This is a genomic window from Microvirga thermotolerans, assembly GCF_009363855.1.
GTDB lineage: Bacteria > Pseudomonadota > Alphaproteobacteria > Rhizobiales > Beijerinckiaceae > Microvirga > Microvirga thermotolerans.
The window spans coordinates 2,397,762-2,422,491 of the sequence record NZ_CP045423.1 but is presented as its reverse complement, the minus strand read 5'-3'; the positions used below and the strand labels follow the sequence as shown (position 1 = coordinate 2,422,491).

Genomic DNA, 24,730 nt, shown 5'->3' with positions numbered 1-24,730 from the left:
CCTTCAATCGATATCGAGATCGACCAGCACGGGAACGTGGTCGGACGGCTTGTCCCAGCCTCGCACCTCCCGGCGGATCGAGGCGGCCTTCAGCCTGTCCTGCGCCTGCGGCGACAGGAGCAGATGGTCGATGCGGATGCCGTTGTTCCGCTGGAAGGCCGCCGCCTGGTAGTCCCAGAAGGAGTAGAGGCCCGGCTGGTCCGTGCAGGCGCGGACCGCATCGCCGAAGCCGAGATGGAGGAGCGCGCGGAACTTCGCGCGGCTCTCCGGCTGGAAGAGCGCGTCGTTCGCCCAGGCGGCCGGGTTCGCGGCATCCTTCGGCTCGGGGATCACGTTGTAGTCCCCGGCGAGAACGAGAGGCTCCTCCAGGGCGAGAAGCGCGCGCGCATGGGCGGCGAGGCGGTCCATCCAGGCGAGCTTGTAGTCGAATTTCGGGCTGTCGATGGGGTTGCCGTTGGGCAGGTAGATGGAGGCGACCCGGACCACGCCGCTTCCGGTCGACACGACGCCTTCGAGATACCGCGCCTGCTCGTCGCCATCGTCTCCGGGCAGGCCGCGGCGGACATCCTCGAGCGGGAGCTTCGAGAGGATGGCGACGCCGTTGAAGGTCTTCTGCCCGTGGGTGGCCACGTTGTAGCCCAGGGCCTCGATCTCGGCGCGCGGGAACGCCTCGTCGACGCACTTGATCTCCTGCAGGCAGAGGATGTCCGGCTCGGCGCTCTTCACGAAGGTGACGAGGTGCTCCAGCCGCTGCTTGATCGAATTGACGTTCCAGGTGGCAATCCTCATCGTCTCTCTCGCATCGTCCCGTCCAAAGGGTTTCATCGGACGTTCGCCCGGTGCTGGCAAGGTGGAACCGGCCGCCATCAACACGGATGCTCGCATGCCCGCCTCCTGGTTCGACCCCGTGGACAATTACTGCGAGCGCACCGGTCCCGGGTTCTGGGCCGAGCCGCTGAACGCCCTCACCAACGCCGCCTTCCTGGCGGCGGCGGTCTATGCCTTCGTCCGGTGGCGGAGGGCAGGGGGAAAGGACGGGCCGGTCCTGTGGCTCATCGCGGTGACGGCGGGCGTGGGGATCGGCAGCTTCCTCTTCCATACCTTCGCCCGGCGCTGGGCGGCCCTCGCCGACGTGCTGCCGATCGCTCTCTTCATCTACAGCTATTTTCTCGTCGCCATGCGCCGGTTCCTCCGCCTCGGCCCCGCAGCCGCCGGGACGGCCACGCTTCTCTTCGTCGCCTTCAACATGTCGTTCGAGCCGCTCTGGCACGGCGCATTTCCGGGCGTCACCCTCAACGGCTCCGTGGGATATCTGCCCGCCGCCGGAGCGCTCGTCGCCGTGGGCGGACTGTGCCTTAAGGCGCGCGAGCGCCCGGCCGGGCGGAGCCTGCTTGCCACCGGCGCGGTCTTCGCCCTGTCCCTTGCCTTCCGCTCCATCGACGGGGCAGTGTGCCCCTCCCTGCCGGCCGGGACGCACTTCCTCTGGCATGGGCTGAACGCGGTCGTGCTGGCGCTCCTCATGGATGCCGCCATCGCGAAGACGAGGAGCGCAGCGCGATGATCGAGATCCACGGCTATGCCATCGTGTCGGACGACGACCGCATCGCCGACCCGGAGGGCCGGATGCCGGAGGCCCTGCGCAGCGAGGCGGACTGGGCCTATTTCCAGGCGGAGCTCGACCGGGCCGCGGTCACCGTCCTCGGGCGGCTCGGCCACGAGGCGCATCCGAATCCCAGGAGGAGGTTGCGCCTCGTCGTCTCGTCGTCGGCGTCCGGCCTCGAGCGCCGGGCGGACGGATGGTGGTGGAATCCGCAGGGTCTCGACTGGGAGGCCGCCATCCGGACTGTCCTTCCCGCCGGCGGGCGGGTCGCCGTGCCGGGAGGACGCCGGGTCTTCGACCTGTTCCTCGGCATCGGCTATGCGGCCTTTCACCTCTCCCGTGCGGAAGGCGTCCGGATCTCGGGCGGGGTCGCCCTGTTCTCCGCCTGTGAGGGCGGCGCGAGCGCCGAGGCGGTGCTCGCCCGGAGCGGAATGGCCGTGGCCGAGCGGCGGATCCTCGATCCGCAGGGGCCCGTCAGCCTGGCAATCTGGCGGCGGTCGAACCCGTAGCGGGACTGGCACGTTGTCTCCCGGAGAACATCCGGGGAGAAGCCATGAGACACCTTGCTCTGACGGTCGCTCTCGCCGGGTTGCTCGCAGGCGGGGCGGCGATGGCCCAAGGCGGCGGGTCGGGTTCCGGCTCGGGCGGAGCGTCCTCGACTTCGGGTTCCCCGGGAACGCCCGGCGCCGCTTCGCCCGGATCCGCGCCCGTTTCCCCCTCGGCACCGATTCCGCCGCCCGGAACGCAGGGCGGCAGCGGCGGCGCATCCACCGGCGCCGGTGCGGGGCCCAGCACGACCGGATCCAGCGGCCCGGGCATCGGCGGTCCCGGCGTACGGCGTCCGACCGACCCGTCGGCCATCGCGCCCACGGAGCGCGAGGAGCGGTTGTTCCGCCGCAACCAGCAGATCGACCGGCGCGTGAAGCGCGGCATCTGCACCGGCTGCTGACGCGCTGCGGCGCTCCGCATTCGGGACGGAGAACTTACGGTTCCGCTCGAACAATCGTCGCGCAACGGTGTTTCTCCCCTGGAGCGAGGCTCCGCGCAAACGAGGAAAGGCTCATGCCAAATCGCAAGGACGAACAACGTCAGGACCGCCAACGCCAGGAAGAGCAGCGTCAGCAGCAGAATGCCGATCGCCAGCGCCAGGGTGGAGACCGTCAGAAGCAGGAGGAGCGGCGGCAGCGCTGACCGCTTCGTGGAACGAATTTCGAAGCGGGGCTTTAAAGCCCCGCTTCTTCGTTTCAGGGGTCGAAATGCCCGACGCGCCGCACCTCGCAAAGCCGGACATCCGTCTCTACGGCTCCGTGGACGACGCCATGTTCCACGATTTCCAGGACAAGCTGAGCAAGCTCCCGGAGGGGCGGCCCGTCGTCGTGGAACTGATGACCTTCGGAGGGGACGCGGATGTGGGGCGCCGCATCGCCCTGGAGGTGCGCCTCGCACGCAGGCGGACAGGGCAGGACTTCTACTTCCTCGGCAAGACCGTGGTCTATTCCTCGGGCGTCACCGTCATGGCGGCCTTCCCGCGGGCCAACCGCTATCTCACCCGGGACACGGTCCTGCTGATCCATGGCCGGCGCATGGACAAGCAGGTCCATTTCACCGGTTCCCTTTCGACCTGCATCCAGATTGCGAAGGATACCCTCGCGCAGCTCGAAACCGGCGTGCGGCTGGAGCGGGAGGGCTTCGCCGAGCTCATCGCCGGCAGCGATGTCGGCGAAGAGGAGATATTCCGGCTCGCGGAGACGAGCTGGTATCTCACGGCCGACGAAGCCCTGAGCCGCGGCCTGATCGCGGGCATCCTCTGAGGCAGGGCCTCAGGCGGCCCGCCCGAGCGGCGGATAGTCCGTGTAGCCCTCGGCACCGCCGCCGTAGAAGGTCGAGCGGTCGGGGGTGTTGAGAGGCGCGTTCAGACGGAAGCGCTCCGCGAGATCGGGATTGGCGATGTAGAGACGCCCGAAGGATACGAGGTCGGCGCGCCCGCTTGCGACCGCGTCGGCCGCCATGGCCCTGTCGTAGCCGTTGTTGGCGATGTAGGCCCCGCCGAACGACCGGCGCAGCCCGGCATAGTCCACCGGCACCGCGTTGCGGTCGCCCTGGGTGGCGCCCTCGATCATGTGGATGAAGCCGATGCCCAGGGCGTTCAGCCGCTCGACCACGTAGGAGAACAGGGCCTGCGGGTCGGAATCGGCGGCGTCGTTGACGGGCGCGGGCGAGAGACGGATGCCGACGCGGCTCCTGTCCCAGACCTTCAGCACCGCTTCCGTCGCCTCGATGGCGAGGCGGGCTCGGTTCGCGATGGAGCCGCCATAGGCGTCGGTGCGCTTGTTCGAGCCGTCCTTCATGAACTGGTCGAGCAGGTATCCGTTGGCGCCGTGGATCTCGACGCCGTCGAAGCCCGCCTCCTTGGCGTTGCGCGCCGCCTGCTCGTAGTCGCGCAGGATCCGCTGGATCTCGGAGAACTCGAGCGCCCGCGGCTCGGAAACTTCGGCGAAGCCGCTCTCGAGGAAGGTCTTGGTCCTGGCGCGGATGGCGGAGGGGCCGACCGGGGCCGCGCCGTTCTCCTGGAGCGAGACATGGGAGACCCGGCCCACGTGCCAGAGCTGGATGAAGATGCGCCCGCCGGCCTTGTGGACCGCGTCGGTGACCTTGCGCCAGCCGGCGACCTGCTCCGGCGAGTAGATGCCCGGCGTGCGCAGATAGCCCTGGCCCTCGCGGGAAATCTGCGAGCCTTCGGAGATCAGGAGCCCCGCGCCCGCCCGCTGCGCGTAGTAGGTCGCCGCGAGCGGACCGGGAACGTCGCCCTCGGCGGCGCGGTTGCGGGTCAGCGGCGCCATGACGAGGCGGTTCGGCAGGGTGAGGTCGCCAAGGCGGAACGGCTGGAAGAGCGGGTCTTCGTTCGACATGAATTATGCCCCTGTCGGATGTGAATTCTCGGAAAGGTCCGGTTCATCCGAGATAAGAAGGGCCCGCAGCCGCGCAAGGCGCATCCGCCATGCGCTCCTTGCATGCAGGTCATCCCCTTCCTGGAAGCGGTTTCAGTACGCGCTCGCCCTGTCGAGATGTTCGAGGGCGGCCGCGTCGAGGCGCAGGCGTGTCGCGGCGATCAGATCGTCCAGCTGCTCAAGCCGCGTGGCGCTCGCGATCGGCGCGGTGATGCCCGGCCGCGCCATGAGCCATGCGAGGGCGACCTGGGCCGGGCTCGCCCGGTGGTGCAGGGCGATCTCGTCGAGGGCGGCGAGGATGCGCCGTCCACGGTCGTTGAGATACTTCCCCATGTTGGCGCCGCGCACGCTTTTGCCGAAGTCCTTCTCGGAGCGGTATTTCCCCGTCAGGAATCCGCTCGCCAGCGCGTAGTAGGGAATGACGCCGATCTCGTTCTCCCGGCAGACGGCCGCCAGTTCGCGCTCGAACTCCGCCCGGTCGGACAGGTTGTAGAGGGGTTGCAGGCTCTCGTAGCGCGGCAGGCCCAGGCGCGCGCTGATGGAGACGGCCTCCTTCAGGCGGTCCGCGGTGAAGTTCGACGCGCCGATGACGCGCACCTTTCCGCTGGCGATCAGGTCGCCATAGGCGCCGAGCGTTTCCTCCTGCGGCGTCTCCGGGTCGTCCCGATGGGACTGGTAGAGGTCGATATAGGTGGTCTGGAGACGCCGGAGGGATTCCTCGACCGCCTCCACGATGCGGGCCCGCGACAGGCCCTTCCTGCCGGGGCCCATCTCCGATCCCACCTTCGTGGCGATGATGACCTGGTCGCGGTTGCCGCGGGCCTTCATCCACTTGCCGATGATGGTCTCTGACTCCCCGCCCGCATGGCCCGGCACCCAGCGGGAATAGACGTCCGCCGTGTCGATGAAGTTGCATCCCGCCTCCACGAAGGCGTCCAGGATGCGGAACGACGTCCGCTCGTCGGCGGTCCAGCCGAAGACGTTTCCGCCCAGGCACAGAGGCGACACCATGAGGTTGGAGCGGCCCAAACGACGCTTGTCCATCGCGATCTCCCTTCGGGAGGCAAACTGTGGCGGCGCGCCGGGATTCTCAAGCCCTCCGCGCCGTCAGAGCGCCCGCAGATGGTTGTCCCAGGCCCAGCGCGCGAGGTCGGTTCCGCCGAGCGGCTTCAGGTCGTTCCCGGACACGGGAGCGAGGCGCACGCCCGCGTTGCCCGATGTCGCGAGGAAGACGCCTTCCACCGGCGCCGGGGCGATGCCGCACACGTCCGACATGCGACGCCGGCCGATGAAGCGGCCGGCGTCGAGGTCCCAGAACGCGAGGGTGTTGCCCACCGGGCTCGCTGCGGCCGCGATGCGCCCGGACGCGTCGAGGGTCACGGAGCCCACGTAGTTCTTCATGGCGTCGAGGGCATCTTCCGGCATGTCGAGGAAGCGTGTCCGGCCGTCCGGCATGAGCACGCCGACGAGGGGCGGCATCTCGGCCTCGTCGCCCTCGAACTGGCAGCCGAAGACCGTCTCGCCGCGGGGCGTGACGGCGAGATGGCGGATGCTCAGGCCCCTCAGGTCGGGTCCGAGATCCACCTTCAGCAACACCGTCCCGGCGACCGGATCGACGATGGCGAGGCTCGGCTCCATGCGGTCCCTGTTGAGGATCTCGCGCCCGGTTTCCGGGTTGGTCCTGATGCCGCCGTTCGCGACGACGATGGTCCGGTGGCCGGGCAGGTAGGCGAGGTCGTGCGGGCCGATGCCGAAGCTCGGCATCTCGCCGACGCGCGCGTATCCGTTCCGGGCGTCGTAGATGCCGAGAAGCCCGTCGCCCTTCGCGATGTCGTTCTCCGTCGCGTAGAGAAGGCCGCCATCGGCCGAGAAGACTCCGTGCCCGTAGAAATGGCGGCCCTCAGGAGCGGTCACGACCCGGCGCACGGTTCCCGACGTCCGGTCGACCACGGCCGCCCAGTTTCCCGGCCTTCGCGCGAAGACCACGAGATCGGACGATGCAGGGCGGATCGCGATGTCGTGGCCGCGCTCGGGGAGCCGGGTGCTGAACAGCATCTCGCCGTCCAGGGAGAACACGGCGACGGATGCGCTCTTCCCGTCGCCCGCGAAGCAGGCGGAGACGAAGAGCGGCCGCTCCGCGAGGGCATGTCCCCGCCGCGGATAGAAGCCGCTCGCGACCGTGGCGCCGAGCGCTGCCAGGAAACTGCGTCGATCAATCCCCGTCACGGCTGTTGAACCCCAATGTGATGCCAAGTGCCTCCGGCACGCTGGCCTGTGCCGTCTCGCGCAGGGAATGGACGGCGTCCCGCAGGAGGACGAGAGCCGGGCGGCGCTTCGGGTCGGCGGCGGCGGCGCCGATGTCGCCCGGCGCGGTCTCCGCCATGCCCCGCGCGGTGCGCAGGGCGACGGCGAGGGCGTTGCCTTCGTCCGTCGCGGGATCGACCAGGATTCTTCCGAGCGCCTCGGCGGCCTCCAGGTTGACGGCGATGGCGCGGGCCGAGCGCCCGCTGCGCCAGCCTTCCGCCAGGGTCGGCCTCACGCCGTCGATGCCGTCGCCCATCGCTGCGCCGAGCTTCCGGTCCTCGATGGTGTCGAAGAGGGCGAGGTAGTCGGTCGCGATGCGCGTCGCGGCCTCCTCGATCCTGGCGTCGTCGCCCTGTTCGAGGGAGGCGAGGGCGCCGCCCGGGCGGCGCCATTCGTCGAGCACGGCGGCGCCGATGCGGGCGAGGTTCGTCGCGATCGCCGTGGCGACGCCGCAGCGGCGGGCGGCCTTCGCGGAGCCGTCCGTGAATGCCGTCGCGGCGTCGGAATCGTAGAGCAGGCGCTCGAGGGCGGAGAGCCCCTGCACGGCCGCGCTCGTCTGCGCGAAACGGTCGGGACTCAGATCGTCCGTCCCCGTCCGCGCGAGCAGGCTCGACAGGCTGCGGCCGACGGCGTTCTTGCGCTCGGGCCAGTGCGCCATGCGCTCGTAGCGGAAATCCGTGCCGATGGGACCGTAGAGCACGAACTCGATTCCCGACCAGGCATCGGCGGCTTTCCCGAATTCCCGCTTCAGCGCCTCCAGGTCCTCCGGCTTCGGCGTGGCGCAGAAGCGCGTCCAGGCGTCCCGCTCCTCCGCCGTGGCGCGGGCCAGGGTCTCGTAGCGGGGAACGATGAAGTCCCGTGCGGCGTGCAGGACCGTTTCCCTCCGGCCCACGCCGTCCCCGGCGAAGGCGGGCGCCGCAAGGCCGAGGCAGAGGAGGGGGGCGAGGAGGAGGATGCGCATGGGCGTCTCTCAGAGGGATTTCAGAAAGTCGAGCAGGCGGCGCTTCTCCGCCTCGGGCAGGGACATGAAGCGGTTTCTCGATGAACTGGCCTCGCCGCCGTGAAGGGCAATGGCCTCCTCGACCGTCGCGGCGCGGCCGTCGTGGAGAAGGCCCGCGCCGTTGGTCAGCGTCCGCGACAGGCCGCGCAGCGGCGGCGTGCGCCATTCGGTGGAGGCGACGCCCGGCTCCGTCGCGCCTCCGTCGAGACCGGGACCGAGATCGTGCAGGAGCAGGTCGGTGAACGCTCTCACCGGCCCGGCCTTCCCCGGCAGGCTCGCCCGGTGGCAGGCGGCGCAGCCGGTCTTCTCGAAAACGGCGAGCGCACGCCGGTCGGGCTCCGGACCGGGCGCGGGCTCGATGGAGGCGAGATAGGCCGCGATGCGCAGCACGATGTCCTGCGAAATTTCCGGCCCCCCGTTGCGGTCGCCCATGGGCGCGGCGCGGCAGGCGCTCTGCGCCGGGGTGCAGTCTCCCTCCGGCTGCGGGCGGCCGGCCGTCGAGAGGCCGAGGTCGAGGGCGAAGGCGGTCTCGACCTGCGCTGCGAGGGACGGCTGCGAGGCCTTCCAGCCGAAGCGGCCCGCCCGCCTGCGGCCCTGCCCGTCCTCGACCCAGCGGACGCGGCCTCTCACGCCGTCGTCCCGGCGGCCGTTCTCTGCCGCGATGGCGGCGAGGGCCTCGTCGGGAACGGATTCCAGTTCGCCGAGCCCTCCGAGCGACGGCGCCAGGAGCGCTCCCGTCCGGGTGCCGGGAGCGAGCGGCCCGTAGGCCAGGTCGGCCGGTCGATAATCCCTGCCCGAGACGGCCAGGCGCCCCTCGGGCGTCACGCCCGCGACCGCGGATGTCTGCATCTGCCGTCCATAGACCGGATCGGGCCTGCCGTCGGCATCGCTGAAGCGCAGGACGAGATTGTCGCCCGTCACGGTGCCTGCCGCATCGGTCGGGACGGGCGCCCGTTCGAGGCCGCCGTGGCAGGCTGCGCAGGAACGCGCGTTGAAGAGCGGCCCGAGGCCGTCGTTCGCCCGGGTGGAGGAGGGCGCCGGCACCCAGGCCCGGCGGAAGAGGGCGCGTCCGAGAACCTCGTCGAGGCCCCGTTCCAGGCCCTGGGCCGAGACCGGCGCCAGGAGCAGCAGGGCCAGGGCCCATCGCCAGGGAGCATGCCCGCCCATCACGCGATCCGCAGATAGCCCATCATGCCGTATTCCATGTGCTCCAGCACATGGCAGTGGAACATCCAGTTGCCCTCGGCGGCCACGAAGGCGATCTCGATGCGCTCCTTGGGCTGGAGCAGCACCGTGTCCGCGAAATGGCGCGGACGCTTCAGGCGCGAGGCGCCGAGCACCTCGAAGGTGTGCCCGTGCAGGTGGATCGGGTGGTGGTGCGGTGTCGCGTTCGTCAATTCGAAGACGTAGGACCGCCCGGCCTTCAGCAGGCCGAGGGGCGGCGGCAGGCGCCGGCTCCGGTCCGAGGCCCAGCCCGCCTTGTTGATGGCCCAGAACGCATTGTCCCGCACGCAGAGGCCGTCGAGGAGGATCCCCGCGAGGGGATCGTCCGGCGCGAGCGAAGCGGCGGCTTCCGCCACCGAGCCCGAGGCGGCGCTGAAGGTGTAGCTCAGGCGCTCGGCCTTCCCGATATCCGCCCGGGGCAGGGCCGGTGCGTAGAGGATCGCCGGGTCGAAGGGGCGCTTCGGGGCCGCCTTTCCCGGTCTGGCCTCGCAGGTCGCAAGGGTCCAGGGCTCGGCGGAGAAGTAGTCGATGAGCCTGAAGCTCCTGCCCGCCGCCGGCGCGCGGACGAGCAGGTCGATCCGCATGGCGGGGCCCATGCGCCAAGTGTCGAGCGGGAAGGGCGAGACCGCGTTTCCGTCGATGGCGATCACCGCCGCTTCCGCGCCCTCGACGCCGACCTCGATGACGCGGGTGGCGTCGAGGTTGAGGACGCGCAGGCGCACGTCCCCGTGCGCGGGGACAGGATGCGTCGCGGGCGCGACGCCGTTCACGGCGCGGACCGTGCCGTAGGTGCCCGCGCGGCTCGCACCTTCCGGCGTTTCGAAGGGAAGCCAGCGGCCGTCCTCCGCGAGCCGCCAGTCCTTGTACGCCATCACGAGGTCCGCGTCGGGCCGGCGGCGTTCGTCGCCTTCCACGATGAGCACCGCGCTCAGGCCGCGGCCCGTCTGGCCGGACTCGTTGCAGTGGGGATGGATGAAGAACGTGCCGGGATCGGGGGGCGAGACCTCGTAGAGAAAGCTCTCGCCCTTGTTCACGGGCGGCTGGGTGAGATACGGCACCCCGTCCATGGCGTTGGGCACCCGGACGCCGTGCCAGTGCAGCGCGGTGTGCTCGCCGAGGCGGTTCTCGAGCCGGGCGCGGATCGTGTCGCCGACGCGCACGCGCTTGATGGGCAGGAGATCGTCGGAATAGCTCCAGACCGTCGAGACCGGGCCGTCCGGACCGAGCAGGCGCGTCGGGCGCTCGGCGGCGGCGAAGATCCACTCGTGCACCCGTCCCGCGCCTGAGGGCGGACGGGGCGGCAGGTCCGGTGCGGCGGTGCGGGCGAGGAGGCGCGACCCGCCGGCGGCGGAGGCGAGCGCCGCCGCGCCCAGCCCCGTCAGCACCTGCCTGCGGTCGTATTCCATCTCGCTACTTCGCGACCGAGCCCGGGTTGTCGAGGCTGTCGGAACCTTCGACCTCGATCTTGAGGCCGAGCTTCTTGACGAGCGCCTCGATGGCCCGCGCCTGCGCCACGAGGGCGTCGACGCCGTCCTGCACCACCCTGTTGCCCTCCGCGTTGCCCTCGGCAATCATCTGGTCGTAGGCCTCCTTGCCGGAATCCGCGCGGTCCTTGATGGCGCGGAGCTTCTCCGTGGCGTTCTTCATGGCGGCCTCCAGCTTCGCCGCCTCCTCGGGCGCCTTCGCCCGCGCATACTCGGCCATGTCCGGACCCTGCACGACCTTGCCGTCCGGACGGGTGTAGCGGCCCTCGTAGATCGCCACCATGCCGATCTGGTCGCTGTAGTGCGAATTGTGGGTGTTGTCGGAGAAGCAGTCGTGCTCCTCCTCGGGATCGTGCAGGATGAGGCCGAGCTTCATGCGCTCCCCCGCGAGCTCGCCGTAGGAGAGGCTGCCGAGTCCGGTGAGGATCGTCGCGAGCTGCTCGTTCGGGCTCTTCCTCAGAAGATCCTGCTGCGCCTTGCCCTTGGCGTCCCAGGCCTTCGCCATCGCGTCGAGATCGTCGACGAGGAGCTCGGCCGCGGCCTTCAGATAGTCCCGCCGCCGGTCGCAGTTGCCGTTGGTGCACCTGTCGAGCGAATAGTCCGTGGCCGGCCGCGCGCCCGCGCCCGGTCCCGTGCCGTTGAGGTCCTGCCCCCAGAGCAGGAACTCGATGGCGTGGTAGCCCGTCGCCACGTTCGCCTCCACGCCGCCCGCCTCGTGGAGGGTTTCGGAGAGCAGCTCCTTCGTGATCCTGGACGCATCCACCTGCTTCCGGCCGATGCGGATCGTCCTGTTGGCGATCACGTTCGCGCGGTAGAGCGGGTTGTCGTCCGAGGCGTCGCCGTAGGATGCCGGGTCGACATAGTCGATCAGCCCCTCGTCGAGGGGCCAGGCGTTCACCTTGCCCTCCAGTTCGTCCATGGCCTTGTTGCCGAAGCGGAATCCTTCCGTCTGCTGATAGGGAATGCGGGCTTTGCGCCAGGCGGCGCGGGCGGCGGAGAGGGTGTCATCGGTCGGGTTGGCGAGGAAGGCGTCGATGGCCTTGGAAAGGTCGCGGGCGGCGCTCGCCGCGTCCCCGTACATGGCCTGGGCCAGCGAGATGTAGGTCTGCATTACGGCCTTCGGCTGCGGCGCCTCGGCCCGGGCGCCGCCGCCCAGGGCCGTCCCGGCAAGGAAGGTCGCCAGTGCGAACGCTCGCAGTCTCATCGTCGTCTCCGTGTCATTCGGTTCGGCGGGATGGCTAGTCCCATCGGACGGCGAAGGCAACAGTAAACTTCAAACATGGAATTGTTCTAAACTGGCTTTCTCCAAGTAAAAGCTGAATTCATGGAAGTAAAATAGGAAATGTTCTTGCGGAGCGGCCGGCGTTCGGCCGGACATCGCGAACATCGTCTTCGTCCGCGAGGGTTCCGATACGGACCCGGCCGGCGGTCCTCCCTCATCCCGAAGATCGGTTCGCGGATTCTCCGCGCATCGAACCGGGGACCGCCCGTCACCGTTGGTTCCTCAAAGGGAGGCGACGATGCCTGAACTGGTTCGCGACTGGCCCCATATCCTGCAGCGGGTCCTTCGGGAGATCCGCCCCGCCGACGGCAGGGCCGACTGCTACGTGGCGGAGGTCGATCTGTCCGAGGAGGAACTGCGGGCGCTCAACCTCTTCGAGGCCAGCGCCCGGCACGAGCATGTCTCCTTCGCCGATCCCGAGACGGCGGAGGGGAGGCTCGCCTATCTCAACACGCCGGTCGGCCTCGGCAAGGCCCGCAACGGCGAAGGGATCGCGCGGGTGCGGATCTCCTTCACCGACGTGCACCGGATGAGGCCGATGGACGCGCAGTCCGGCGCGTCCTCAGGTCGTTGAACGTGGAAACAACCGCTTCTATGGGATGATCTCCACGACTTCGCGCGTCTGCGGATCGACGAGGACGCGCTGATCGTTGACCACCGTGTAGCTGTAGGTCGCCGGCAGCCCGACGCTCCTCGGGATCGGGAACAGCCGGACGCGCGGCGGGAGGGGCTGTCCGACCACCACCTGCTCGCTCATGCGGATCGAGGGCCGCCGCTGGGCCGCGATGAAGGTGCGGACGCGGGTCGATTCCTCCGCGCTCAGCACGCCGCCTGCCGCGGCTCCGGCGACGCCGCCGACGGCGGCTCCCACGGGACCGCCCACGACCGCGCCCGCGACGGCTCCGCCGGCGGCGCCGGCGGCAGGCCCTGCCGCCGTGTCGGTCTGGCATGCGGCGAGGGGAAGGGCGAGGACGGCGAGGGCTGCGGCCGGACCAAGGATGCGATGGCGCATGACGGGCTCCTTTTCGAAGGTCGTCAGGCGAACGCACTGAACCTTGGCCGGTTCCTTGGCCGTGAGACTTTGCAGGCCGGCGGCGTTTCCAGGGTGTGCCCGCGCCTCATCCGGAGTATGATCGCGGGACCGGTCGCTCTGAGGCGCGGCCGGAATGCGTCCGATCATGCGTCTATGCCGAAAGGGAGGCGGACATGGGACGGAAATTCATCGACTGCCGTGAAATTCCCAGCGACGTGAAATGCAGCCTGGCGCTCGTGGCCGACACGGAGAACGAGCTTGTCGAGGCCGCGGTGCTGCACGCGGTCAACGTCCACCACCACCAGGACACGCCGGAGCTGCGCAATCGGATCAGGAGCGCGATCCGCGAAGGCTCGCCGCCCGCGGAGGCGGCGCACCGTGCGGCCTGAGCCGCGGGCGCGCCACGCCTCCCGCCGTCCTCAGGTGACGACGTCGGGTGCGGTGCGCCCCGTCCGCTGCCGGATTCCGGCAATGGCGTCGGCGGCGGCGATGACGCCGGCGAGAACCTCCTGCGGGTCGCGGGCGTGCTTCGACGGGTCGGGCTCGAAGGTTTCGAGATAGACGCGCAGGGTCGCGCCCTCCGTGCCCGTGCCGGAGAGACGGAACACCGCGCGCGCGCCGTTCTCGAACAGGACGCGCACGCCCTGGCGGCGGGTCACCGAGCCGTCCGTGGGATCCTCGTAGGCGAAGTCGTCCGCGACGCTTACCCTGAGGCCGGCGAAGGTCCGTCCGGGAAGGGTCTCGAGCGAGGCGCGCAGATCGGCCATCAGCTCGTCCCCGGCCGCGGTGCTGATGCCCTCGTAGTCGTGCCGCGTGTAGTAGTCGCGCCCGTAGGTGCGCCAGTGTTCGGTGACGATCTCGGCGATGGACTGCCCGCGTGCGGCGACGATGTCGAGCCACAGGAGAACGGCCCAGAGGCCGTCCTTCTCGCGCACATGGTCCGAGCCGGTTCCCGCGCTCTCCTCGCCGCAGATGGTCGCCCGCCCGGCGTCGAGCAGGTTGCCGAAGAACTTCCAGCCGGTCGGCGTCTCGAACAGGTCCACCCCGAGCTTCTGCGCCACCCGGTCGGCGGCGCGGCTCGTCGGCATGGAGCGGGCGATGCCCTTCAGGCCTTCGCCGTAGCCCTTGGCGAGGTGGATGTTGGCGGCGAGCACCGCGAGGCTGTCGGAGGGAGAGACGGAGATGCCCCGGCCGAGCACGATGTTGCGGTCGCCGTCGCCGTCCGACGCGGCGCCCATGTCGGGAGCCTCGGGGGAGAACATCAGGCGGAACAGGTCCGCCGCATGGACCGGGTTCGGATCCGGATGGTGGCCGCCGAAATCGGGCAGGGGCGACGCGTTCACCACCGTGCCCGCGGGCGCGCCGAGCGCGCCTTCGAGGATCGCCTTCGCGTAGGGGCCGGTGACCGCGTGCATGGCGTCGAAGCGCAGGGAGAAGCCGGAGGCGAAGAGCCTGCGGATGCGCTCGAAATCGACGAGCGTCTCCATGAGGGCGACGTAGTCCTTCACCGGGTCCACGATCTCGACGATCATGCCGCCGAGGCGCGTCTCGCCCAGCGAGGACAGGGGCGGGGCCTCTTCCGTGAGGATGCGGTATTCCGTCAGCGCCCTGGTGCGGGCGAAGATCGCGTCGGTGATCGCCTCCGGCGCCGGACCCCCGTTCGCGATGTTGAACTTCAGGCCGAAATCGCCCTCCGGCCCGCCGGGGTTGTGGCTCGCGGAGAGCACGATGCCGCCGAACGCCCCGCGCTTGCGGATGAGGTTGGAGGCGGCCGGGGTGGACAGCATGCCGTTCTGGCCGACGATGGCGCGGGCCGCGCCGTTCGCCGCCAGCATGCGCAGGATGACGGCGATGGCCTTGTCGTTGAAGAAGCGGCCGTCGCCGCCGACGACGAGGGTGCGTCCCTCCACGCCGCCGACGCCTTCGATGACCGCCTGGACGTAGTTCTCGAGATAGCCGGGCTTCATGAACACGGCGGTCTTCTTCCGCAGGCCGGAGGTGCCCGGCTTCTGGCCCTCGATCGGTGCCGTGGAGACGGTCTCGACGTTCATTCTTCTTGTCCTCTTCTCGGCCGGCAGGGGCCGGCGGTGGATTCGTCAGGGCGCTGTCCTGGCGGGCAGCGGTGAGTGCGGACGGCGCGCCGAATGCGGGCATCCCCGGTCTGCAGATGCAGGAAAGCGGTCACGGGCCGCCCTCGTCCAGGAAGGCCTCGACGGCGGCGCGGGTGGGCAGGGAGGGAATTGCGCCTCGCCCGGTGACGGTGAGGGCGCCGGCGGCGTTGGCGAAGCGGCAGATGGCGTCGAGCCGTGCGGGATCGCGGGGAATGTCCGGCTCCGCAAGGAACTGGGCGACGATCGCGGCCATGAAGGCGTCTCCCGCCCCGGTGGCGTCGACGGCCTCGACCGGAAGGCCCGGAACCCGGCCCTGGGCCTCGGGCGTCAGCCAGAAGCATCCGGCGCCGCCGCAGGTCACGGCCATGAAGGCGAGCCGGTCCGTCCAGAGGCTGCGCGCCCCGGCGATAGGGTCGTTCCGCCCGGTGAGGAACGCCACCTCCTCCTCGGAGATCTTCACGATCCGCGCCCGTTCGAGGCCGAGCCGCATGCCTTCCCGGGCGGCATCAGCATCCGGCCACAGGGCGAGACGGAGGTTCGGATCGTAGGTGACGAGCTTGCCGCTGGCCTGGGCCAGATCGGCCGCGTGGAGCGTCGCCGCCCGCGACGGCTCGGCGATGAGGCTGATGGAGCCGAAATGGAAGGCCCGCGCCTTCCGGATGGCCTCCCCGTCCACGTGCTCCGGGGCCATGAGCATGTCGGCGCTGGGATTGCGGTAGAACAGGAACTCCCGCTCGCCGTCCTCCCGGAGGGACACGAAGGCGAGGGCCGTTTGCGCGTCGCGCGTGAAGCGGAGGAGGGAGGTGTCCACCCCGGATTCCCGAAGGGCATCGGCGAGGAAATGCCCGAAGCCGTCCTCGCCGACCATTCCCATGAAGGCGCTCGGCACGCCGAGCCGGGCGAGGCCCACGGCCACGTTGGCGGGAGCGCCGCCTGCGGCCTTCCTGAACGCTTCCGTGCCCGCGAGGCTGCGGCCGGTCACGGTGGGCACGAAATCGACCAGCAGTTCGCCAAACGTGACCACGTCGGCCATGCCGTGCTTCCTCGCTCTGGTTGATGGCCCGGGGCGGAATGCCGGGGCGGAGGTGCCCGGCCGCAGGCCGGAGCCGTGCCCGTGTTATAGGCCGCCGTCCCCCGTCTGTTAAGCCGTTCCGGCGCAGGGCGCGATGCTCTAGGCCGGCTCCAGCATGCGGGTGACTTCCGCATCCGTGAGCTGGTGAAATTCCTCGTAGAACGGGCTGATGGCGTAGAAATCCCTCGGGATCGACAGGCAGACCAGATCGTCCACCAGGGGGCGCAGGGCCGCGACGGTTTCGTCGGGGGCGACCGGCACGGCGAGAACGAGGCTCGCCGGATTCCGCCGCCGCAGGGCCGCGAGCGCGGCTCGGACCGTCGTTCCCGTGGCGATGCCGTCGTCGACGACGATGGCCGTGCGCCCCTCGACGGGAACGGGCTTCCTGTCCTTCAGGTAGACCCTGCGCCGCCGCTCGAGCTCCCAGAGCTCCGGCTGGGCGAGGTCGTCGATCGCGTCGTCGCTCAGGCCCACGAGGGACATGACGTCCCGGTTGAACACGATCTCCGGATGCTCGCCGTCCACGATCGCGGCGGCGGCCAGTTCCGGCTGGGACGGAACGCCGATCTTGCGCACGAGCAGGAGATCGAGCGGCGCGTCGAGTGCCTTCGCGATGGGACGGGCGACGGGGACGCCCCCTCGCGGCAGCGCGAGCACCACGGGATCGGCGAGGTTCATCCCGGCGAGCCGGCTCGCGAGCTGGGCGCCCGCATCGTCCCGGTCCCGAAATCGAGCGCTGTCCATGGCGAAGCCTCCCACCTGCCGAGGTCCTCCCGCCTCGCGGAGAGCGCCGCGCCGGGCGGAGACGGCAATCGCATCCTATCACCGATGACGCCCCTCCCGCGACCCGCTCATGCGAGGGACGAGGAGGAGGGTTCGGCCTCCGGAACGCAAGGCTCGCGAAAGCTCGGTCGACGATCCTGATTCCGTGCCTCGGCTTTTCCCGCGCCCGTCCGGTGGGGGCTTCGGAAGGGACGGGGAATGGCGGGGCACGACAGGCACGGCGACGCCCGTTAACGCTTCGTTGACCTTGCGGGCGCACCCTTGCCTCCTCACGGGAGGTCTCCATGATTGCCTTGCTGGTCGGGTTGGTCGTCGGTTCGTTCACCTGCCTCGTCGTGCCGCCCGCGATCCGTATGATCGTGCGTCGCCGCGAGATCCGGGCGGCGACGGGGATCCGGCCCATCGCCTTCGGTTGATCCGCCCGCGGGGCGCCGACCCGCGCCATGCGCGAATCGCATGCCAGCCTTTCCGAGCGAGGTCTGCCTGCGAAGCCGATGTGCTCCCACATTGGGGCCATGACGCCGCGACGATGGCGACGTTGTTCCCTCTGAAGTTTCTTCCCTCACTCGGGCCGCCGGAAAGGCGGCCCTTTCTTTTGCCGGCGCGGGCGCGGTTCAGCGCCAGAGGCCGTAACGCTCCCACTCGTCCTCGGGAATGATGTCTCCGACCTGGTAGGTGAACGAGGTCGCCGAGAGGTTGTCGTCGGCGAGGACGCACTTGAACTGGAGACGGTGCCACTGCCCCCTGACGCGGAAGGCGCCGCCGTCGCCGGAGATCACGTTCCTGTCGAAGGTCGGGCTCGACATCGCATCGACCACGACCCGGTCGAGTCGGGAATATTCCTTCTCCTTGGCGATCTCGCGCGATCCCTTGTAGTTGCAGATCTGCAGGCTGCGGGTTTTCGGTTCCATCTTCATGAAGCCCGCGGGAAGGCGGGAATTGGCGGCCTGGGCAGAGCCCAGGCAGAGCAGGAAGGCGGATGTCGCAAGAGTGAATCGAACCATCGGCGTCGTCATTGCCGAACGCGTCTCCGGAACTGGATAGTGGGAAATGGGCGGCCGGGAGGAGCCCGGCCCGGTGAAACGGGTTGCCGGGCGAAACGTGATTTGCCGCGGCACGCCGGGTTTAGCGGCGCGCCGGCGCCGGACAAGGCCGCGTCGTGCAGGGCATCGCGCCGATCCATGCACGGGGACGATGGTTGCCGCACGAAGGGCCGATCATTGCCGCAATGCGCACATGTTCGTCGCAATGCGGCTGGGCGCGCCGTCGCGACGGCCGATTCTTCCACTTCGCGCACGCCGCGCCCTGCGCGGGAGGATGGCCTCGGAAGGCGCGACGCGCTATGGAGAGCCATCTCCCGCCGCGATGACGAGTCGGTCCCGGTCTGCCCGGGACTTCCCGGCCCCGTCATGCAAGTTCGTCGTTCCCTTGTGACCTTTCTCAAGGAATCGTCGCCGCATTTCGTGTTCGGATCGACTCATGAAGCTCTTGCTGAAACGTCTCTCGGCTGCGTCCTTGGCGGCAATGCTCATGCCGGCCGCCGCGCTGGCGGACGAGACCGCGCTGGCGGGTTCCATGTGGACCTGCACCCGGGCGCGGGACGGGTCGCAGTTCCTCATCGTCTTCTACCCCGACGGCGGCGTCGGCGGCGGCGAGGTCGACAAGGGCGCGGTCAGCCCCTACGTGTTCGATGCGTCGCGGACGCCGGAAGGGCGCTGGCCCGGGCGCTGGGGTCAGACCGGGGCGGATTTCACCTGGGAGTTCCCCGACCAGCACATGCGGATCGAGGGCAGGGTCGCGGCGGCCGCCAGGGGAGAGCCGAGCCGCCTGACGGGAACCGAGACGGCGCTGGAGCTCGCATCGCCCGTCGCCTGCATTCCGCAGGCGAAGGCCCCCCGGATCGGTCCCGGCCTCGTCATCCCGCAGGACGGCCATTTCATCGATCCCGACGACAAGGAGGGCGCGCTGAAGGTGCCCGCGGGCGTTTCCCTGCAGCCGCAGCCGCGGCGTCGATAGAGTCCGCCGACAGATTGGCTTGCGGCGGGCGGCCCCGGCGGGCAAGGAACGCCTGACCGCGACGGAGAGGAAATCCCATGGTGAAGCGCATCGGGTCGATGGCGTGGCGCGTCGAGGTGAGCGCGGACGGCAAGCTGTTCGCCCTCGGCGTGCGGGCCGATACGGGCCGCGAATACGAGGTGCTCCTCGGCACCGCGGATTCCACGCCGATCCTGACCGATCTCCTGAACGAGATGGCCCGCGTGCACCGCTCCCTGCCGCCGCGCACCTTCGCCGAAGGCGCGGGGCCGAACCATCCGCGCAGCCTGCCCCTTCAGCCGCTGGCGACCCGGGTCGAGGAGCACGAGGGCAGGCCCGTGCTCGTCCACGATTTCGGCGGCACGGTGCTGAAGGTGAGCATCGATCCCGACGGGCTGGGGCGGGATCTCGCGAGGCATCGGACCGCGTAGGATCCTGCCCGCGTCAGAGGCCGGTGCCGAACGCGGCGCTCGCCTGGCGCACCGGCTGAGGCTCCTTGACCGGCAGCGGCTTGATCGCCGGGCCCGAGAAGCGGGTCGTGGACAGGTCGCTTCTTGCCTCCGGCGAGAAGCCGAGGTCGAGGAAGGCGGTGCGCGGATCGAACAGGGCCTTCACTGCCGCCTTGCTGTCGGGACCGATGACCGGCTCCATCGACCGGCGCGGCGCCGGGTCCGTCGCCGCTCGCGGAAGCGAGGCCAGCACCATGGGCCGTTCCGGGCGCGGAGGCACCGGCACGGCCGCAGGCATGGGCTCGGGCGCAGGCGGCGGCTCGGCGGAGGCGGTCCGGATCAGGTCCTTCGGCCGCGACGGGGGAACGGGCGCGAAGGCGAGGGCGGCCTCGGGCCTGTCCGCGGCGCCCGATGCGACGCTCGATGCGATCTGGGCCTGAGGCGGCGGAGGCTCCGCCGGAGCCGGGGGAGGCGGTTCCTTGCGCCCGAACAGAGCCGCCACGATGCTGCCACCGACGGATCCGCCCGAGGCCGCCTGCGCCGCCAGGGCGGCGTTGCGCGGCAGGATCTCCGCCTTCGCCTCTTCGTAGCGGGGCAGGGGCCGTCCGTTCGACGGCAGGTGGACGGTCTTCCCGTCGGGGAAGAGCCGTGCCAGCTGCTCCTGGGACATGCGGGGCCAGGCCCGGACGTTGCCGGTGTCCACGTGCACGAACTCGGAGGACGGGTAGTAGCCGACGCCTCCGTATTGCAGCTTCATGGCGACGGCGCGCAGGCGCCCGGTGTCCACGTCCGGCAGGCGAATGTCCATCGCCTTGCCGAGCATGTGCTGGCTGTGCTCCGACACCCCGCTCGAGCGGCGCCTGAGCATGGCGTTCGTCTGGGGCGAGCGGTAGGCGGAGATGATGTTGATGGGCTCCTTCGAGCCGCTTTCCCGATAGACCTCCCAAAGGACGTCGAAGAGGCGCGGGTCCATCTTGGCGGGCTCGTCGGTGCGCCAGTCCCGCAGGTACCAGTTGAGCTGGGCCAAGGCCTGCTCGTCGTAGCGCCCGTTGCGCCGGTAGGTGATGGTCGCGCTGTCCCGGCGATGGGTGTGGAAGAAGCTCAGGGTGCGCGTCTCCCCGTCCGCAGCGGCGTCCTGGGTGGCGACGGCGGTTGCGAGGAAGGCGGCTGCTGCCGCCGTGGAGGCCAGAACGGCGCGGATGAGCCGCGGCGCGGGTGCGCGGCGGCCGAGCGGCGACGCAGGGACCATGATCGACCCTCCCGGGCGCCGGCGATCTTGAGAAAACCCCTTGATGTCCTTGCGATCCGGTGCCCCAGACGGCTTCGTGGAAACAAACCATGGCAAAAATGGAGCATTCCGCCGGAAACGATGCCGGAAAAGGACAAAAAGTGGCTGGAGCGGGGACTGGCGCATAGGGCCAGTCTCGCCCCGGCGCGTTTAACCGAGCGTTAGCGACGTCCGGAATTTCCGCGTCCCGGCCGCCGCCCCAACCTTGACAATGGAAGCCCGGCGGAGCTCGGCCGGGCCGGTCCCGTCCCAGCCGGTCACGTCCTGGACGTCAGGTCCTGGCCACGGAGCGCCTCGTGCCCTGCCCGGACGGGAGAACGACCACCCGGGTGCCCACCGGCACCCGGTTGTAGAGGTCGATCACGTCCTGGTTGATCATCCGGATGCAGCCGGAGGAGACGTTGGTGCCGATGGTCCAGGGCTCGAAGGTGCCGTGGATCCGGTAGAGCGTGTCCTTGTTGCCCTGCCAGAGGTAGAGGGCGCGGGCGCCGAGCGGGTTGCCGGGGCCGCCCGGCATTCCCGGACCTCCCGGCAGGTCGCCCATCTGCTCCATGAGCTCCGGCTGGCGGCCGAACATTTCCTTGGGCGGGTACCAGTCCGGCCACTCCTGCTTGTCGTGGACGGTCGCCTCGCCCGACCAGGAGAAGCCCGCGCGGCCGACGCCGACCCCGTAGCGCATGGCGGTTCCGCCGTCCTGGACGTGGTAGAGGTAGCGGGCGCGGGGATCGATGACGATGGTGCCCGGCGGCTCCGGCCGGTCGTAGGGAACCTCGCGGCGCAGGAAGGCCGGGTTGATCTTCGACAGGGGGACTCCCGGAACGGGATAGAGATCGTCGTCGATGGGCGCGTACATGGCCGCATAGACGGAGCGGTCCGCCTGGGCCTGGGCGAAGCCTTTGCGCGGCAGAAGGGCGAGGCTCGTCAGGGCAGGCGCTCCGAGCAGGAAGGAACGGCGGCTGAGATCCATGATTCACCTCCTCCAGAAAAAGATGTCGTGCATCCAGATCTAGGCCGGCGAGGCGATCGGACCAGAAGAGGCGGATTAAAGTCTTTTGCGTGCCGGATGGAACCTGAACCGTCACGCTTCGTTAACCATGAACATCCTCCAGGGGCAGGCCCATGACCGTGAACGGCAAAGATGTCCGCAAGGTGCGAAGCAACCGTCCGCCGTTGCCGCGCCAGGTTCAGGAGTATCTCGGCCTCAAGCTGCGGGCGCAGCTGTATGAGGATTCGCCGAAACCGCAGTATCTCGGCGACCCGGCGGTCCCGCGCGAGTTCGATTCCCTGATCGCCCGCATCGAGGCCCGCGACAGGGCCGAGCGCAGCGAGCGCATCGGGCGCATCGCCCGGCAGGCCGTGGCGGACGCCCTGGCGAACCTTGGCGACACGCCTTCCAGGCGCTGACGCCTTCGTCCTGAGCCGCCGCAGGCGGGTCTCCCGAGGAGAGGCCGGAATCTTCACCAACTCCTGACGGTTTGCCGGCATCCTGCGCCGCGCAGAACGGGGAGGTTTTCGTGAAGATCTACATTTCGGCGGACATCGAGGGCGTCGCCGGCGTCGTGAGCCCGCAGCACGGCACGATGGGCAACGCCGAATACGAGCGGGCGCGCCGGCTCATGACCCAGGAGGTCAACGCGGCCATCGACGGAGCCTTCGCAGGCGGCGCCACGGAAGTCCTCGTCAACGATTCCCATGGCGACATGCGCAACCTCCTGCCGGAGGAACTCGATCGGCGCGCGGAGGCGATCCTCGGAAAGCCGAAGCCGCTCAACATGTTCGAGGGGCTCACGCGCGAACACGCGGGCGTCTTCTGCACCGGCTACCACGCCCGGGCCCGGGCTCCCGGGGTCCTCGCCCACACAGTGAACGGCTTCGCCTTCGGCCGCATCCGCCTGAACGGCCTGGAACTCGGCGAGGCGGGCCTCTACGGCGCCTATGCGGGCAGCCTCGGCGTGCCGGTGCTTCTCCTGACGGGCGACGACTGCCTCCGGGAGGAGACGAAGGAACTGTTCCCGGATGCGGCCTTCGCGGTGGTCAAGCGCTCCCTGGGCCAGCGCGCGGCGCGCAGCCTCGCGCCGGAGCGGGCCCGCGCCCTCATCCGCGAGAAGGCCGCCGAGGCCGTTCGGACTGCTGCGGCGGCAAGGCCGTTCGTGCTCGATGGGCCGTACCGGCTGGAGGTGGAGTTCAACACGCCGGCCCTCTGCGACCTGGCGGCCGTGATCCCCGCCGCGACGCGCCTCGACGCGGTGACCGTCGCCTTCGCGCCGGAAAGCGCCGAGCACGCGGTGCGCTGGGTCAACACCCTGTCCGCCCTGTCGTCCTTCCTGCGCTGAAGCCTCGAGCGCGAAAGCGGGAGCCGGTTTCGCGCCAAAGATGCACCGGGATACGAAAACGGCGCCGCAGGGCGGCGCCGTCCGTTCTTCAATGAAGGGGAGGGAGCTTAGAAGTCCATGCCGCCGGCGGGCATGGCCGGAGCGGCCTCCTTCTTCGGCTTCTCGGCGATCATCGCTTCCGTGGTGATCAGGAGGCCCGCCACCGAGGCGGCATCCTGGAGCGCCACGCGCACGACCTTCGCCGGGTCGACGATGCCGAACTTGTAGAGGTCCCCGTACTCGCCGGTCTGGGCGTTCCAGCCCGACGCGTACTCGGTCTGCTCCAGAACCTTGCCGACGACGATCGAGCCGTCCTCGCCCGCGTTGAGGGCGATCTGACGGGCCGGAGCCTGGATGGCCCGGCGGACGATGTCGACGCCCGTCTTCTGGTCGTCGTTGGCCGGGTTCACCGCATCGAGGGCCTTGAGGGCGCGCAGCAGGGCGACGCCGCCGCCCGGCAGGATGCCTTCCTCGACCGCCGCGCGGGTGGCATGCATGGCGTCGTCGACGCGGTCCTTCTTCTCCTTCACCTCGACCTCGGTCGCGCCGCCGACGCGGATCACCGCGACGCCGCCCGCGAGCTTGGCGAGGCGCTCCTGCAGCTTCTCACGGTCGTAGTCCGAGGTGGTCTCCTCGATCTGCGCCTTGATCTGCGCGACGCGGGCCTCGATGTCCTTCTTCGAGCCGGCGCCGTCGACGATGGTGGTGTTCTCCTTCTCGATCACCACCTTCTTGGCGCGGCCGAGCATCTGCAGGGTCACGTTCTCGAGCTTGATGCCGAGATCCTCGGACACGGCGGTGCCGCCGGTCAGGATGGCGATGTCCTCGAGCATGGCCTTGCGGCGGTCGCCGAAGCCCGGCGCCTTGACGGCGGCGATCTTCAGGCCGCCGCGCAGCTTGTTGACCACGAGGGTGGCGAGCGCCTCGCCCTCCACGTCCTCGGCGACGATGAGCAGCGGCTTGCCGGTCTGCACCACCGCCTCGAGGATCGGCAGCATCGCCTGCAGGCCGGAGAGCTTCTTCTCATGGATGAGGATGTAGGGATCCTCGAGCTCCACGCGCATCTTCTCGGCGTTGGTGATGAAGTAGGGCGAGAGATAGCCGCGGTCGAACTGCATGCCCTCGACGATGTCGAGCTCGGTCTCGAGGGACTTGGCCTCCTCGACGGTGATGACGCCCTCGTTGCCGACCTTCTGCATGGCCTCGGCAATCATCTTGCCGACTTCCTTGTCGCCGTTGGCGGAGATCGTGCCGATCTGGGCGATCTCGTCGTTGGAGGTGACCTTCTTCGCGTTCTTCTTGAGATCCTCGACGACGGCGTCCACCGCCATGTCGATGCCGCGCTTGAGGTCCATGGGGTTCATGCCGGCGGCCACGGCCTTGGCGCCCTCGCGGACGATCGCCTGGGCGAGCACCGTCGCCGTCGTGGTGCCGTCGCCGGCCAGGTCGTTCTGCTTGGAAGCGACCTCGCGGACCATCTGGGCGCCCATGTTCTCGAACTTGTCGGCGAGCTCGATCTCCTTGGCGACGGTGACGCCGTCCTTGGTGATGCGCGGCGCGCCGAACGACTTCTCGATGACCACGTTGCGGCCCTTCGGGCCGAGGGTCACCTTCACCGCGTCGGCGAGGATGTCGACGCCGCGCAGCATCTTCTCGCGTGCGTCGGAGGAAAACTTGACGTCTTTGGCAGCCATGTTTCGTCACTCCTGGAGACGTAACGATGTTTGACTCGAATGGGGTGGGGCC

At 69.7% G+C, this 24,730-nt stretch carries 28 protein-coding genes; 12 read left to right on the top strand and 16 right to left on the bottom strand.

All coding sequences use genetic code 11. From position 1 onward, the window contains the following. Positions 1–3 precede the first annotated feature (3 nt). Complete coding sequence (gene xth, locus GDR74_RS11285) at positions 4–870, bottom strand: exodeoxyribonuclease III (protein WP_425486958.1); 867 nt, start codon at positions 868–870, stop codon at positions 4–6. 13 nt (positions 871–883) lie between these two features. Here xth and GDR74_RS11280 point away from each other — a divergent pair, with 13 nt between their 5' ends. The 5 genes from GDR74_RS11280 to GDR74_RS11265 all read left to right on the top strand — a co-directional run bounded on the left by GDR74_RS11280 (position 884) and on the right by GDR74_RS11265 (position 3,411). Beyond that, positions 884–1,561 (top strand): ceramidase domain-containing protein, encoded by a 678-nt coding sequence (locus GDR74_RS11280; protein WP_152586406.1) that lies wholly within the window; start codon positions 884–886, stop codon positions 1,559–1,561. Then, positions 1,558–2,109, top strand: a complete 552-nt coding sequence (locus GDR74_RS11275) for a dihydrofolate reductase family protein (RefSeq protein ID WP_152586405.1) — start codon at positions 1,558–1,560, stop codon at positions 2,107–2,109. Before GDR74_RS11280 ends, GDR74_RS11275 begins: the two co-directional genes overlap by 4 nt. Positions 2,110–2,153: 44 nt before the next feature. Beyond that, a complete protein-coding gene (locus GDR74_RS18200; protein WP_194164517.1) occupies positions 2,154–2,549 on the top strand; it encodes a hypothetical protein in 396 nt (131 codons plus the stop codon). Positions 2,550–2,662: 113 nt separating this feature from the next. Further along, the gene (locus tag GDR74_RS18515; RefSeq protein WP_281349012.1) at positions 2,663–2,791 is read left to right on the top strand and encodes a hypothetical protein; all 129 of its coding nucleotides are present in this window, start codon (positions 2,663–2,665) and stop codon (positions 2,789–2,791) included. A gap of 65 nt (positions 2,792–2,856) precedes the next feature. Further along, positions 2,857–3,411: a peptidase S14 gene (locus GDR74_RS11265; protein WP_152586403.1), complete on the top strand. Its 555-nt coding sequence runs from the start codon at positions 2,857–2,859 to the stop codon at positions 3,409–3,411. A gap of 9 nt (positions 3,412–3,420) precedes the next feature. On the opposite strand, the gene GDR74_RS11260 is transcribed toward GDR74_RS11265, so the two are convergent. The 7 genes from GDR74_RS11260 to GDR74_RS11230 form a co-directional block, all read right to left on the bottom strand. Continuing rightward, on the bottom strand, positions 3,421–4,509 hold the full coding sequence (locus GDR74_RS11260) for an alkene reductase (RefSeq protein ID WP_152586402.1): 1,089 nt from the start codon (positions 4,507–4,509) through the stop codon (positions 3,421–3,423). Between the two features lie 132 nt (positions 4,510–4,641). Then, on the bottom strand, positions 4,642–5,592 hold the full coding sequence (locus tag GDR74_RS11255; protein ID WP_152586401.1) for an aldo/keto reductase: 951 nt from the start codon (positions 5,590–5,592) through the stop codon (positions 4,642–4,644). Positions 5,593–5,655: 63 nt separating this feature from the next. Next, positions 5,656–6,774 carry a DUF1513 domain-containing protein gene (locus tag GDR74_RS11250; protein ID WP_152586400.1) on the bottom strand — a complete coding sequence of 373 codons (1,119 nt, stop codon included), beginning with the start codon at positions 6,772–6,774 and terminating at the stop codon, positions 5,656–5,658. Continuing rightward, positions 6,761–7,813 (bottom strand): imelysin family protein, encoded by a 1,053-nt coding sequence (locus GDR74_RS11245; RefSeq protein WP_152586399.1) that lies wholly within the window; start codon positions 7,811–7,813, stop codon positions 6,761–6,763. The genes GDR74_RS11250 and GDR74_RS11245 overlap by 14 nt, the downstream gene beginning before the upstream one ends. Positions 7,814–7,822: 9 nt before the next feature. Further along, a complete protein-coding gene (locus GDR74_RS11240) occupies positions 7,823–9,019 on the bottom strand; it encodes a di-heme oxidoredictase family protein (protein WP_152586398.1) in 1,197 nt (398 codons plus the stop codon). Then, positions 9,019–10,482 (bottom strand): multicopper oxidase family protein, encoded by a 1,464-nt coding sequence (locus tag GDR74_RS11235; protein WP_152586397.1) that lies wholly within the window; start codon positions 10,480–10,482, stop codon positions 9,019–9,021. The genes GDR74_RS11240 and GDR74_RS11235 overlap by 1 nt, the downstream gene beginning before the upstream one ends. Positions 10,483–10,486: 4 nt before the next feature. Then, positions 10,487–11,764 (bottom strand): imelysin family protein, encoded by a 1,278-nt coding sequence (locus GDR74_RS11230; RefSeq protein ID WP_152586396.1) that lies wholly within the window; start codon positions 11,762–11,764, stop codon positions 10,487–10,489. 316 nt (positions 11,765–12,080) lie between these two features. On the opposite strand from GDR74_RS11230, the gene GDR74_RS11225 reads away from it, so the two are divergent. After that, positions 12,081–12,416 (top strand): hypothetical protein, encoded by a 336-nt coding sequence (locus GDR74_RS11225; RefSeq protein WP_152586395.1) that lies wholly within the window; start codon positions 12,081–12,083, stop codon positions 12,414–12,416. 18 nt (positions 12,417–12,434) lie between these two features. Here GDR74_RS11225 and GDR74_RS11220 read toward each other — a convergent pair whose 3' ends face one another. Further along, a complete protein-coding gene (locus tag GDR74_RS11220; protein ID WP_152586394.1) occupies positions 12,435–12,854 on the bottom strand; it encodes a DUF1236 domain-containing protein in 420 nt (139 codons plus the stop codon). Positions 12,855–13,048: 194 nt separating this feature from the next. On the opposite strand from GDR74_RS11220, the gene GDR74_RS11215 reads away from it, so the two are divergent. After that, entirely contained in the window at positions 13,049–13,264 is a 216-nt protein-coding gene (locus GDR74_RS11215; RefSeq protein WP_152586393.1) for a DUF1059 domain-containing protein, read from the top strand. 30 nt (positions 13,265–13,294) lie between these two features. On the opposite strand, the gene GDR74_RS11210 is transcribed toward GDR74_RS11215, so the two are convergent. The 3 genes from GDR74_RS11210 to GDR74_RS11200 form a co-directional block, all read right to left on the bottom strand. Then, positions 13,295–14,926, bottom strand: a complete 1,632-nt coding sequence (locus GDR74_RS11210; protein WP_152586392.1) for an alpha-D-glucose phosphate-specific phosphoglucomutase — start codon at positions 14,924–14,926, stop codon at positions 13,295–13,297. Between the two features lie 130 nt (positions 14,927–15,056). After that, positions 15,057–16,019, bottom strand: a complete 963-nt coding sequence (locus GDR74_RS11205) for a PfkB family carbohydrate kinase (protein WP_152586391.1) — start codon at positions 16,017–16,019, stop codon at positions 15,057–15,059. Between the two features lie 138 nt (positions 16,020–16,157). Beyond that, complete coding sequence (locus GDR74_RS11200; protein WP_152586390.1) at positions 16,158–16,802, bottom strand: phosphoribosyltransferase; 645 nt, start codon at positions 16,800–16,802, stop codon at positions 16,158–16,160. A gap of 323 nt (positions 16,803–17,125) precedes the next feature. On the opposite strand from GDR74_RS11200, the gene GDR74_RS18510 reads away from it, so the two are divergent. Continuing rightward, on the top strand, positions 17,126–17,257 hold the full coding sequence (locus tag GDR74_RS18510) for a hypothetical protein (RefSeq protein ID WP_281349011.1): 132 nt from the start codon (positions 17,126–17,128) through the stop codon (positions 17,255–17,257). Between the two features lie 198 nt (positions 17,258–17,455). On the opposite strand, the gene GDR74_RS11195 is transcribed toward GDR74_RS18510, so the two are convergent. After that, positions 17,456–17,845 (bottom strand): DUF930 domain-containing protein, encoded by a 390-nt coding sequence (locus GDR74_RS11195; RefSeq protein WP_194164516.1) that lies wholly within the window; start codon positions 17,843–17,845, stop codon positions 17,456–17,458. A gap of 475 nt (positions 17,846–18,320) precedes the next feature. On the opposite strand from GDR74_RS11195, the gene GDR74_RS11190 reads away from it, so the two are divergent. Together GDR74_RS11190 and GDR74_RS11185 are read left to right on the top strand one after the other, a co-directional pair. Beyond that, on the top strand, positions 18,321–18,857 hold the full coding sequence (locus GDR74_RS11190; protein WP_246179386.1) for a hypothetical protein: 537 nt from the start codon (positions 18,321–18,323) through the stop codon (positions 18,855–18,857). A gap of 77 nt (positions 18,858–18,934) precedes the next feature. Then, the gene (locus tag GDR74_RS11185) at positions 18,935–19,306 is read left to right on the top strand and encodes a hypothetical protein (protein ID WP_152586388.1); all 372 of its coding nucleotides are present in this window, start codon (positions 18,935–18,937) and stop codon (positions 19,304–19,306) included. A 13-nt stretch (positions 19,307–19,319) separates the two neighbouring features. On the opposite strand, the gene mepK is transcribed toward GDR74_RS11185, so the two are convergent. After that, positions 19,320–20,573, bottom strand: coding sequence for a peptidoglycan L,D-endopeptidase MepK (gene mepK / locus GDR74_RS18275; RefSeq protein WP_210251019.1), 1,254 nt, complete (start codon positions 20,571–20,573; stop codon positions 19,320–19,322). 310 nt (positions 20,574–20,883) lie between these two features. Then, on the bottom strand, positions 20,884–21,579 hold the full coding sequence (locus GDR74_RS11175) for a L,D-transpeptidase (protein ID WP_152586387.1): 696 nt from the start codon (positions 21,577–21,579) through the stop codon (positions 20,884–20,886). Between the two features lie 152 nt (positions 21,580–21,731). Between GDR74_RS11175 and GDR74_RS11170 the strand changes: the two genes are divergently transcribed. Both GDR74_RS11170 and GDR74_RS11165 read left to right on the top strand, forming a co-directional pair. Then, positions 21,732–22,016: a hypothetical protein gene (locus GDR74_RS11170; RefSeq protein WP_152586386.1), complete on the top strand. Its 285-nt coding sequence runs from the start codon at positions 21,732–21,734 to the stop codon at positions 22,014–22,016. 110 nt (positions 22,017–22,126) lie between these two features. Next, positions 22,127–22,945 (top strand): M55 family metallopeptidase, encoded by an 819-nt coding sequence (locus GDR74_RS11165; RefSeq protein WP_152586385.1) that lies wholly within the window; start codon positions 22,127–22,129, stop codon positions 22,943–22,945. A gap of 107 nt (positions 22,946–23,052) precedes the next feature. Here GDR74_RS11165 and groL read toward each other — a convergent pair whose 3' ends face one another. Next, positions 23,053–24,678, bottom strand: a complete 1,626-nt coding sequence (groL, locus tag GDR74_RS11160; RefSeq protein ID WP_152586384.1) for a chaperonin GroEL — start codon at positions 24,676–24,678, stop codon at positions 23,053–23,055. Positions 24,679–24,730: the final 52 nt, after the last annotated feature.

Coding starts and splice junctions, on each gene's coding strand:
- GDR74_RS11280 (WP_152586406.1), top strand. CDS start 884: ATGCCCGCCTCCTGGTTCGACCCCGTGGACAATTACTGCGAGCGCACC.
- GDR74_RS11275 (WP_152586405.1), top strand. CDS start 1,558: ATGATCGAGATCCACGGCTATGCCATCGTGTCGGACGACGACCGCATC.
- GDR74_RS18200 (WP_194164517.1), top strand. CDS start 2,154: ATGAGACACCTTGCTCTGACGGTCGCTCTCGCCGGGTTGCTCGCAGGC.
- GDR74_RS18515 (WP_281349012.1), top strand. CDS start 2,663: ATGCCAAATCGCAAGGACGAACAACGTCAGGACCGCCAACGCCAGGAA.
- GDR74_RS11265 (WP_152586403.1), top strand. CDS start 2,857: ATGCCCGACGCGCCGCACCTCGCAAAGCCGGACATCCGTCTCTACGGC.
- GDR74_RS11260 (WP_152586402.1), bottom strand. CDS start 4,509: ATGTCGAACGAAGACCCGCTCTTCCAGCCGTTCCGCCTTGGCGACCTC.
- GDR74_RS11255 (WP_152586401.1), bottom strand. CDS start 5,592: ATGGACAAGCGTCGTTTGGGCCGCTCCAACCTCATGGTGTCGCCTCTG.
- GDR74_RS11245 (WP_152586399.1), bottom strand. CDS start 7,813: ATGCGCATCCTCCTCCTCGCCCCCCTCCTCTGCCTCGGCCTTGCGGCG.
- GDR74_RS11240 (WP_152586398.1), bottom strand. CDS start 9,019: ATGGGCGGGCATGCTCCCTGGCGATGGGCCCTGGCCCTGCTGCTCCTG.
- GDR74_RS11235 (WP_152586397.1), bottom strand. CDS start 10,482: ATGGAATACGACCGCAGGCAGGTGCTGACGGGGCTGGGCGCGGCGGCG.
- GDR74_RS11230 (WP_152586396.1), bottom strand. CDS start 11,764: ATGAGACTGCGAGCGTTCGCACTGGCGACCTTCCTTGCCGGGACGGCC.
- GDR74_RS11225 (WP_152586395.1), top strand. CDS start 12,081: ATGCCTGAACTGGTTCGCGACTGGCCCCATATCCTGCAGCGGGTCCTT.
- GDR74_RS11220 (WP_152586394.1), bottom strand. CDS start 12,854: ATGCGCCATCGCATCCTTGGTCCGGCCGCAGCCCTCGCCGTCCTCGCC.
- GDR74_RS11215 (WP_152586393.1), top strand. CDS start 13,049: ATGGGACGGAAATTCATCGACTGCCGTGAAATTCCCAGCGACGTGAAA.
- GDR74_RS11210 (WP_152586392.1), bottom strand. CDS start 14,926: ATGAACGTCGAGACCGTCTCCACGGCACCGATCGAGGGCCAGAAGCCG.
- GDR74_RS11205 (WP_152586391.1), bottom strand. CDS start 16,019: ATGGCCGACGTGGTCACGTTTGGCGAACTGCTGGTCGATTTCGTGCCC.
- GDR74_RS11200 (WP_152586390.1), bottom strand. CDS start 16,802: ATGGACAGCGCTCGATTTCGGGACCGGGACGATGCGGGCGCCCAGCTC.
- GDR74_RS18510 (WP_281349011.1), top strand. CDS start 17,126: ATGATTGCCTTGCTGGTCGGGTTGGTCGTCGGTTCGTTCACCTGCCTC.
- GDR74_RS11195 (WP_194164516.1), bottom strand. CDS start 17,845: ATGGTTCGATTCACTCTTGCGACATCCGCCTTCCTGCTCTGCCTGGGC.
- GDR74_RS11190 (WP_246179386.1), top strand. CDS start 18,321: ATGAAGCTCTTGCTGAAACGTCTCTCGGCTGCGTCCTTGGCGGCAATG.
- GDR74_RS11185 (WP_152586388.1), top strand. CDS start 18,935: ATGGTGAAGCGCATCGGGTCGATGGCGTGGCGCGTCGAGGTGAGCGCG.
- mepK (WP_210251019.1), bottom strand. CDS start 20,573: ATGGTCCCTGCGTCGCCGCTCGGCCGCCGCGCACCCGCGCCGCGGCTC.
- GDR74_RS11175 (WP_152586387.1), bottom strand. CDS start 21,579: ATGGATCTCAGCCGCCGTTCCTTCCTGCTCGGAGCGCCTGCCCTGACG.
- GDR74_RS11170 (WP_152586386.1), top strand. CDS start 21,732: ATGACCGTGAACGGCAAAGATGTCCGCAAGGTGCGAAGCAACCGTCCG.
- groL (WP_152586384.1), bottom strand. CDS start 24,678: ATGGCTGCCAAAGACGTCAAGTTTTCCTCCGACGCACGCGAGAAGATG.